We start from the raw sequence: 7,438 nt of genomic DNA, 5'->3' as shown, positions 1-7,438 counted from the left end.
ACCAAAAGATGAAGATGATTAGGAATCAATGCCCAAGCATATAGCTTTGCTTTATTCTCTACAATTATTTTCTCCAACCGCATTAGAAAATCTTTGTAATCAATCTTGCTCCTGAATATTTCCCCTCCTTCAATCCCTCGAACGATCACATGATGTAAAGCTCCGGGAGCATCTAATCTAGGTTTCCTTGGCATAGTTCAATTATACATTGTGGTATTTGATTTGTCAAATGTTTTTTTGCTTCCTACACCACCGTCCCCCATGTCCCCCACAGAGTGAAGATCTCCTAATCCTTCTCATTGATAAGTCTTTTCAAATCTTCTTCTGGAAGTCCGGTTATTTCAGCAATTATCTCAAGGCTAAATCCCTTGCGGAACATAGACTTAGCAGTTTCTGTCGCCTTGCTGTATATTCCCTGCTGTAATCCTTGCTGTAATCCTTGCTGTAACCCTTGCTGTAACCCTTCATCCCTTAATCTTACGGCTGTAGTCATTGCTACCTCACCTCCTCTCGCAGAAATCCTCTTAGCTATCTCGATTACTTCCTCTGGCTTAATCTCAGTGCTATTGTAAATATATCTTATTACCCCTTCTAAAAACCTTAATCCCTTCTCCTCTTCATAATATATCTTCCCAACCTCTAAAAATTCCCCTAAGTGCCCCTTTAACTTCTCCTCATCAAAGATATTCTTCATCAGTAAGCAGAAAATCCGTAAACTGAGATTTAAAAATATCCTCTCCTTTAAATCTTCATCACTATAACCCGATAAATCAGTCAATAGATAATCAAACCCCGGAAGAAATCTCCTTAATATCTCATCTATCCCTTCAAAATAGCTGCTTAACTCCCTTAATAACCATCTCTCTTTGCCATGATAGAAAACAATAGGAATAATAGGAACTAATCCCTCTTTCTGTTTGATATTAGTCTGCCATATCTTAAGCATATACCTTAAAATTTGGAGATGCGGATAATTTACTACATAGCTCTTATGTTCAAATAAAAGTGAAATCTTTATCCTGCTCTTACCTCTATAAAGGCAATTATAGACTATATCCGAGAAGTTTTCCTTTAGCTCCTCATCGATATAAGAATTATTATCCAATTCTAAGCTGGATAGGTCAAGATTGTTCTTTAAATCCTCAGGTAAGGTAGAGCAGATAAAATCAACTGCATTCTCTTTACGGGAAAAGATCTCTTTAAAAAAGGCATCGTGCGGATTTGATATCTCCATCTCTCCTCCTTACTATCCCCCTCCTTGTCTCAAGATTATTATACCAGATGCTCTTAGAAAAGTCAAAGATTTTTTAAAACCCTGGGTTTTGGCAAGGTTTTATTCCTCGTGATCTAGCTCATTCATATCTTACCGCTGTAGCTGGTGCTATCTTTGCGGCTCGGATTGCCGGATAAAGGCTGCTTAAAATACCTACTAAAAATGGTACCCATTCAGCCACCAAGGCATGAAGACACGAAGGGGAAATTATTGATGAATTTCTTTGTGGTAAAAAGGAGGCTGGTTTTTTAATCAATTTGTAATCGTTCACCACAGAGACACAGAGACACAGAGACACGGAGAATGATTTTAGAAAAAAGCACTTAATACCTGTTTTGAAAGATGGAATTAAGAGATTTGTCCTTTAGATTTTTCTCAGTGTCTTTGTGTCTCCGTGGTGAGGTGAACGGTTACATCAATTTTAATATGTTACTTGATGGTTAGGCAAAAAGTCAAATTTTTGCCGGATCATCACTCTTGATATTAAAAAAAATAGTTGAATTGGTAAAGTGATTGTGGTATACTAAGAGCTTGTTCTAAACTGTCCAGGAGGAGGCTGGCGCTAATGGCTCAGCCAAACAGTTTGTCCGCAATAAGCTTATTGAGTCCAAGGAGTATATCGCCAGGCACGGCTAGGATATGTCATGGATTCGTGATTAGACATGGAAGCGGCAGGATTCATCTGAGGCAGGAGAGGGAGGCAGTGATGAATGAGATTTCCTGCCTGAAGGATACCCGGCCTTGAGGAGGTGATGAAAGAAGCGATAAAAGGCCCGGCGCCGCAATTCAGCGTCTGCCGGATGGTAAAGGAGATCTTACAGAAAATCATTAGAAGCGGCTGCCCAGCCGTAAGAGGGGCAGCTTAACTTAAGTAATTACAAAAGGAGGTTTAGGTGTATGAAAATGGCCGAGGTCAAGGCAAAGGCAGAAGAGCTCGGAATAAAGCCGGGCAGAATGAAAAAGGAAGAGCTTATCAGACAGATTCAAAGGACAGAGGGTAATTTTGATTGTTTTGGAACAGCCACAGAGGGCCGCTGTGATCAGACAGACTGCTGCTGGCAAGAGGATTGTCTGAAATAGGCCTCTTTGTCTATGTATAGAGGGATGGTATCCTCTAAATCGGGGCAATTAGTGGATAAGAGTTGAGAGAAGAGAAAGAGAGAAGAGACCTCTTTACTCTCAACTCTTAACTCTAATATTGAAAAGATACGAGGAAAGGTCTATGGCTTACGAGAAGTTAAAAATGGCAGCCAGAAAGAGGATTGCCTTAATCGCCCATAATGCCCGCAAAGAAGATATCCTGGAATGGGTGAAGTTCAATAAGGATCTGCTTGGCAGACATATACTTTTGGGGACCAAGACAACAGGAGATCTCATCTCTAAAGAGATTGGGCTTGAGATTACCACTTTAAAAAGCGGGCCTTTAGGCGGGGATCAGCAGATTGGATCAAGGATAGCCGAAGGAGAAATCGACTTTCTCATTTTCTTTTGGGACCCCCTTGAGTCACATCCGCATGATCCGGATGTCAAGGCCCTTCTTAGAATTGCAGTCCTCTACAACATCCCGGTGGCCTGCAACCGAGCCAGCGCTGACTTTATGGTCTCCTCATCTTTAATGACGCAAGAATATGAGCGGCCGATCATTGACTACATCAGTAAAATAAAAAGGCATGCGCCCTCGAGTGATTAGGGCCAAAAGGCCTCGTTCATCGTTTCGGCTAGTCCAACTCGGCGAAAGTTCCTGGGTAGTTTCAGCCGGGTTCGAGGATTCAAGGGTTGAGGAACTTAGGCCGTGTTGAGTAGTTACTTTAGTGGATAATCCCATATCCCTGAAATCGCAGCCAGAGGCAAACAAGATTGAGGCTTATGAGCACCCCCAGAGATATGACATCAGCGCGGCTGATCTTAAAATCAAGATAGAAGGTTCTTTTACCCCTGGCTCCAAATCCCTTTGATTGTAAGGCTATAGCCAGATATTTAGTTTTTTGGAGACCAGATAGGAAGATGGGTATGATCAGGCCAAGGTAAGCCTTCATTCGTCTGATTAAGCCGCCGCTTTCCAGATCCAAACCCCTGGCTTGCTGGGCGGCCACTACGGTGGCCCCGCTATCGACGAAGATAGGAATCAGTCTAAAGGCCAGGGAAAGGGGAAGGATTAATTTAGATGGAATCCTAAGTTTATTCAGGCCAAAGATGAATTCTTCAACCTTGGTCGTAGAAAGGAAAAATAGGCCGGAAAGAATTATCATATTCAGTCTGATTCCCATTCCCAGGCCATAGAGCAGAGATGGTCCAGAGAACGCCTCCCGGCGTATAGTAGTTAACCTTATACCGGAAATGAAGATAAGAACGGCTATCAAGATGATTAACCCTATAAGGAATGGCCAGATCCGTCGAATATTATTTAGGCTCTTTCCTGCCCAGCCGATCCCAATAATCCCAAGTCCTAAAGGAATCAAATAAAGGGGGTGATTGAAGGTAAAGGAAAGAGCCAAAAGACACCCCAGAGAGATAATCTTCGTTACCGGATGTAGACGGTAAAGGACAGCATCTTGTTCCAGGTAAATAGACATTTTTTCACCTTTTTTGAATGTAGCCCAGGCGGCCTCGCCTGTGGCCATATTCACCGCCGGGACGGCTAGTGCTTTGTCAAGTTAATATTTGTAGGTAAAGTTTCTCCTGGAAATGTTTCTTTTTTGTCATTCCCGCGTAAGCGGGAATCCATACTCAGACAACTTTGGATTCCTGCTTTCGCAGGAATGACACAGCGGGCATTTTTATCGCTCTTTGTGAAATATGGGTGTAGGAAAAACAATTTGAATACCAACATTTTTAATCTTGACAAGGCACTAGGCTTAATTTTAGCATTTCTGTAATCGTTCACCACAGAGACACTGAGACACGGAGAATGATTTTAGAAAAAGCACTTACAAAGTAAATAATTGGGTCAGCAATATGAAGTTTTTGCGTGGTCTAAATTTTGAACGACAAAGACCTCATTAAGAGACTTGTCCTTTAGATTTTTCTCAGTGTCTCTGTGTCTCCGTGGTGAGGTGAACGGTTACCCATTTTTGAGATAGGCTCTTAGTATACCCTAATTAAGACTAAAAGGCAAGAGAAAATGTGCTTGACTTGGCTATCTCAATGGACTACAATCGAAAGGGGCTATCCTGATTAAACCACAAGGCACACAAAGAAGAATAGATGTCTGAGTAAGGGGAAGGTGAACCGGGTAATAAATGAGCCATTACATTTTAAAAAGATTTCTGCATACTATTCCTCTTATGTTGGGGATTACTATAATCGCTTTCTTTATCATCCAGCTCGCCCCGGGAGATTATTTTACTAAGCTGTCTCTTAATCCTGAAATTAAGCCGGAGACAATCTATAAGCTTAAAAAGGAGTTTGGTTTAGACAAATCACCGGTTATCCAATATCTTATGTGGCTAAGACAACTTATCCGACTTAATTTGGGGCAATCGATGGCCTATCACCTTCCAGTGGCTGCCTTAATTAAGGAGCGACTCTGGAACACGCTTTATCTGTCTCTTGTCTCCATTATACTTACCTGGCTTATTGCTATCCCTATCGGTATACACTGTGCCACCCACCAGTATTCCCTTTCCGACAAGGCCTTTTCAGTAATGGCCTTTGTGGGGATGTCGCTGCCCACTTTTTTTGTGGCCTTTTTGTTTATCTTTGCGGCGGCTTACATTGACTGGCTGCCCACTGGTGGGATGACTGATTATCAACATGAGAGCTATTTTTTTTGGGGTCGCGTTTGGGATTATCTCAAACACCTCATCATTCCCGTCTCAGTGCTGGTGGCCACTTCCATTGCCGGACTTCTCAGGCTTATGCGGGCAAATATGCTTGAGGTTTTGAGACTTCCTTATGTGACGGCCGCCAGGGCCAAAGGACTTTCAGAGAGGGTAATTATCTATCGCCATGCCTTACGCAACGCCATTAATCCCCTTATTACCATTTTCGGTTATCAGCTTTCCGGGCTTCTCTCCGGGGCCGCTTTAACCGAGATTATCACCAGGTGGCCTGGCCTTGGCCGTCTGATGCTTGATGCTGTCTTGAAACAGGACATCTTCTTAGTTATGGGCGGATTGGTAATCAGCTCTTTTCTTTTGATTGCGGGGAATCTGGTGGCTGATATCCTTTTGGCGGTGAGCGATCCCAGAATAAGGTATTAGGCCTGAGCATCCTCCTGGTAGATTTTCATTCTTCACAGATGGCCTGATGTTTTTGTTGACAATCTGGGAATAACATGATATAGTACTCGATGCTTGATGCTCGATACTTGATCCTCGATGCTCGATCCTCGATGCTCGATACTCGATACTGGACACTAGTGTCAGGTTGAAGAAATTTTACAACAATACCAGTCACGCATTTTGTGAATGGTTGCATTAACGCAGATTAAAACCGCGGATACCCGTAATTTCCCCTTAATATTAGGTAGCAACTTGGGTTATAATATAATATCGGTAAGAACGACCAAAACTCAAGGGTAAAAATGTTGCGAAATTTGCTCAACACGATACTATATCCTTTATCAGTATCGAGGATCGAGCATTTTGAGCATCGAGCATTTTGAGCATCGAGCATCGAGCATTTTGAGTATCGAGGATCGAGAATCGAGCATCGAGGATCGAGCATCGAGCATCGAGGATCGAGCATCGAGGATCGAGCATCGAGTATCGAGCATCGAGGATCGAGCATGGTGAGCGTAGCTCAGTTGGTTAGAGCACTGGACTGTGGCTCCAGTGGTTGCGGGTTCGAATCCCGTCGCTCACCCCAATCTTTAGTTTCGAGGTAATTATTTAGCCACTGATTAACATGGATTAGCATGAATAAATAAAAGAATTGAATTTAAACAATTCATATATTAACTATACTTTTGCACTTTTTGTCATTCCTGCGCAAGCAGGAATCCAGAAGCCTTGATATTACTGGATTCCCGCTTTGGCGGGAATGACGAGAGGTTATTGTAAAGTATTTGTCTTTCAAGTAGTTACAAAAAAGTGCAAAAGTATAGTATATTAAAAAAATCAGTGCTTCATCCGTGTCCATCTGTGGTTGAATAGTTACGTTTCGAGTTCATTGGTGGCCGAACTCGAAACTCGAAACCCGCCACCCGAAACTTCCTTTTATGCGCCTGTAGCTCAGTTGGACAGAGCGATGGACTTCGAATCCAGAGGTCGCAGGTTCGAATCCTGCCAGGCGTACCAATTAGTCGGTAATTACATATTCAGCAAGAAGTTAGAGAATGGCAACCCCCATTGTCTTGCCAGCTTCGCAGCGGTTTTTCTGAATTGATAATTGAGGGACGGTTCAAAATCATCCATTTTCTTGTGAAACTTTAGGCGCGGTTAACCTTCCGCAGAAGTAGGGTGGACATTACCCACCAATCTGTTCGCCATCTACGCCTTTTTGGTGGGCGGTGCCCACCCTACCTCTCAGCCGCAAGCTTTCACAGTAAAGTGAACCATCCCATAATTGATAATTATTTTCAATGTCCTGGTTAATTTGGATTGCCTTTTTAGTTATGACGCTTGCCCTGCAAAGCGCGGCCGGATCTCATTTGGCCATTAAAGGAATAAAACCGGACTTTGTTCTGATCGGTGTGGTTGCCTTTGCGCTTCGGAAGGGTTCAGTGGCTGGTGAAGTCGTAGGATTTTTAGCCGGTCTTATCGAGGACTGCCTCTCTTTTCCTCTCCTGGGATTGAACGGCTTCTCCAAATGTCTGACCGGCTTTCTGGCCGGATGGAGGCAAAGTTGGAACAAATCTATCATCCTCCAACTTATGGTCATCTTAATGGCCTCGATAGTCAACTCTTTTATTATTCTTGGCTTATCTAGCCTCTTCCTTCCTCAAGCCTATTTTCATCCATCGGTTATAAGTCAGATCATTATCCCCGAGAATCTTTATAATGTTGGAGTTGGCACGCTCTTTTTTCTCTTTGTCAAGCTAATATTATAAGAAGTAAGAAAGTACGTAAGTGTTCAGCCACAAAGACACTAAGACACAAAGATTAAAGAATTATTGGCATTGTCTCATTTCGGTCAGAAACAGCCCTAAAAAGTGGTAACAGTTTTGGCCGAAGAGACAATACGCCCCTTGTATTTTGAAGGTTGTTTTTTAGACCTTCTGGT

Annotated in this window: 10 protein-coding genes and 2 tRNA genes; 7 read left to right on the top strand and 5 right to left on the bottom strand. The window is 42.8% G+C overall.

Annotated features, from left to right (window positions below; translation table 11 throughout):
• The coding region (locus AB1797_11555; GenBank protein ID MEW5768232.1) for a transposase at positions 1 to 194 on the bottom strand (194 nt) is incomplete at its 3' end.
• 92 nt (positions 195 to 286) lie between these two features.
• Positions 287 to 1,234 carry an Rpn family recombination-promoting nuclease/putative transposase gene (locus AB1797_11550; GenBank protein MEW5768231.1) on the bottom strand — a complete coding sequence of 316 codons (948 nt, stop codon included), beginning with the start codon at positions 1,232 to 1,234 and terminating at the stop codon, positions 287 to 289.
• Between the two features lie 604 nt (positions 1,235 to 1,838).
• Here AB1797_11550 and AB1797_11545 point away from each other — a divergent pair.
• The 3 genes from AB1797_11545 (at position 1,839) to AB1797_11535 (ending at position 2,963) form a co-directional block, all read left to right on the top strand.
• Positions 1,839 to 2,018, top strand: coding sequence for a hypothetical protein (locus AB1797_11545; protein MEW5768230.1), 180 nt, complete (start codon positions 1,839 to 1,841; stop codon positions 2,016 to 2,018).
• Between the two features lie 152 nt (positions 2,019 to 2,170).
• On the top strand, positions 2,171 to 2,353 hold the full coding sequence (locus tag AB1797_11540) for a Rho termination factor N-terminal domain-containing protein (GenBank protein MEW5768229.1): 183 nt from the start codon (positions 2,171 to 2,173) through the stop codon (positions 2,351 to 2,353).
• A 142-nt stretch (positions 2,354 to 2,495) separates the two neighbouring features.
• A complete protein-coding gene (locus tag AB1797_11535; protein MEW5768228.1) occupies positions 2,496 to 2,963 on the top strand; it encodes a methylglyoxal synthase in 468 nt (155 codons plus the stop codon).
• Between the two features lie 118 nt (positions 2,964 to 3,081).
• Here AB1797_11535 and AB1797_11530 read toward each other — a convergent pair whose 3' ends face one another.
• Positions 3,082 to 3,846 (bottom strand): energy-coupling factor transporter transmembrane component T, encoded by a 765-nt coding sequence (locus AB1797_11530; GenBank protein ID MEW5768227.1) that lies wholly within the window; start codon positions 3,844 to 3,846, stop codon positions 3,082 to 3,084.
• A gap of 666 nt (positions 3,847 to 4,512) precedes the next feature.
• Between AB1797_11530 and AB1797_11525 the strand changes: the two genes are divergently transcribed.
• Positions 4,513 to 5,475, top strand: coding sequence for an ABC transporter permease (locus AB1797_11525; GenBank protein ID MEW5768226.1), 963 nt, complete (start codon positions 4,513 to 4,515; stop codon positions 5,473 to 5,475).
• A 25-nt stretch (positions 5,476 to 5,500) separates the two neighbouring features.
• Here the strand turns inward: AB1797_11525 and AB1797_11520 are convergent, their stop codons facing one another.
• Together AB1797_11520 and AB1797_11515 are read right to left on the bottom strand one after the other, a co-directional pair.
• Positions 5,501 to 5,671 carry a hypothetical protein gene (locus AB1797_11520; GenBank protein MEW5768225.1) on the bottom strand — a complete coding sequence of 57 codons (171 nt, stop codon included), beginning with the start codon at positions 5,669 to 5,671 and terminating at the stop codon, positions 5,501 to 5,503.
• A 30-nt stretch (positions 5,672 to 5,701) separates the two neighbouring features.
• The gene (locus tag AB1797_11515; GenBank protein ID MEW5768224.1) at positions 5,702 to 5,962 is read right to left on the bottom strand and encodes a hypothetical protein; all 261 of its coding nucleotides are present in this window, start codon (positions 5,960 to 5,962) and stop codon (positions 5,702 to 5,704) included.
• Positions 5,963 to 6,005: 43 nt separating this feature from the next.
• On the opposite strand from AB1797_11515, the gene AB1797_11510 reads away from it, so the two are divergent.
• The 3 genes from AB1797_11510 (at position 6,006) to mreD (ending at position 7,265) form a co-directional block, all read left to right on the top strand.
• Positions 6,006 to 6,082: transfer RNA gene (locus AB1797_11510), tRNA-His, on the top strand.
• A gap of 354 nt (positions 6,083 to 6,436) precedes the next feature.
• Positions 6,437 to 6,513: transfer RNA gene (locus AB1797_11505), tRNA-Arg, on the top strand.
• A 284-nt stretch (positions 6,514 to 6,797) separates the two neighbouring features.
• Positions 6,798 to 7,265 (top strand): rod shape-determining protein MreD, encoded by a 468-nt coding sequence (gene mreD / locus AB1797_11500; protein ID MEW5768223.1) that lies wholly within the window; start codon positions 6,798 to 6,800, stop codon positions 7,263 to 7,265.
• Positions 7,266 to 7,438 lie beyond the last annotated feature (173 nt).

The organism is bacterium, from assembly GCA_040753085.1.
GTDB lineage: Bacteria > UBA9089 > JASEGY01 > JASEGY01 > JASEGY01 > JASEGY01.
Note: the sequence above shows the minus strand (reverse complement) of the source record. Positions and strands in the feature narration are given on the sequence as shown.